This is a genomic window from Virgibacillus carmonensis, assembly GCF_057836705.1.
Map to the genome: position 1 here is coordinate 1 of NZ_JBYQFJ010000090.1, position 951 is coordinate 951.

2 protein-coding genes are annotated in these 951 nt (G+C 34.8%); both read left to right on the forward strand.

Annotated features, from left to right (window positions below; all coding sequences use genetic code 11):
* Positions 1-110 precede the first annotated feature (110 nt).
* On the forward strand, positions 111-584 hold the full coding sequence (locus AC3G7N_RS20630) for a GNAT family N-acetyltransferase (RefSeq protein ID WP_489424038.1): 474 nt from the start codon (positions 111-113) through the stop codon (positions 582-584).
* 131 nt (positions 585-715) lie between these two features.
* A complete protein-coding gene (locus AC3G7N_RS20635) occupies positions 716-937 on the forward strand; it encodes a DUF3953 domain-containing protein (RefSeq protein ID WP_489424039.1) in 222 nt (73 codons plus the stop codon).
* Positions 938-951 lie beyond the last annotated feature (14 nt).

Here is a 951-nt window from a genome sequence, read left to right on the forward strand (position 1 = left end):
GCGCTTTTCTTGAATAAGGAGAAGGGCCAAGGATAATTTGGCTGAATAAGACTTAATATTTTCGTAAATAGAATGAAGATTAGTAACCTTTAAGATTGGAGGAAAATAATATGACTAATAGTGAAAACATTGTGCTTATGAAAGCAGACCTAGATCAAATAGATTTAGTTGTCGACCTTTTTGACAAATATAGGGTCTTTTACGAACAACCTTCAAACGTTGAGGAAGAAAAAAAGTTTATTCGTGAAAGAATGAAAAATCAACAATCCGTGATTTTTTTAGCAGTCGAAAAACAAGAAAGCTCTGTAAGACCATTAGGATTTGTTCAGCTTTATCCATCCTTTTCATCAGTAAATCTAGCAAAAGTATGGATTTTAAATGATCTGTATGTTGATCAATCCGCGAGGCGTAGTGGAGTAGCTAAGAGATTAATGCAAAAAGCAAAGGAATACGCCTTAGAAACAGGCGCAAAGGAATTAACACTAGAAACAGCTAGGGACAATCACAAGGCACAACATTTATATGAATTAATTGGTTATGAGAAAGACGTGAAACATTTTTATTATAATTTATTACTCAATTGATACTATCGTTTCAGAAACGACGTACCACTGTTAAATAATCGCGCGCGATTCTGGAGTAAAGGCTCGCGCTTTTTTAATGGATCGGACCATATTGTTGAGGACCTAATTTTATTTTTGAGGGGGAAGTGCTAGTGAAAATACTTAGAATAACTTTGGCGATTGTAGTAGTAGCCTTATCCAGTTATGGTTTGATAACTGGCACAACTGGAATAATATTACCTTATGTTTTGTTGTTAATGGGACTCATGATTCTTGTTATGGGGGTTACTGAATTTCAAAAACGAAAACCAACTGCCTTTACAATGTTTCTTGCAGCTGGATTTAGTCTTTTCGTTGGAATTTATACTTTATAAAGCAATCGGGCACG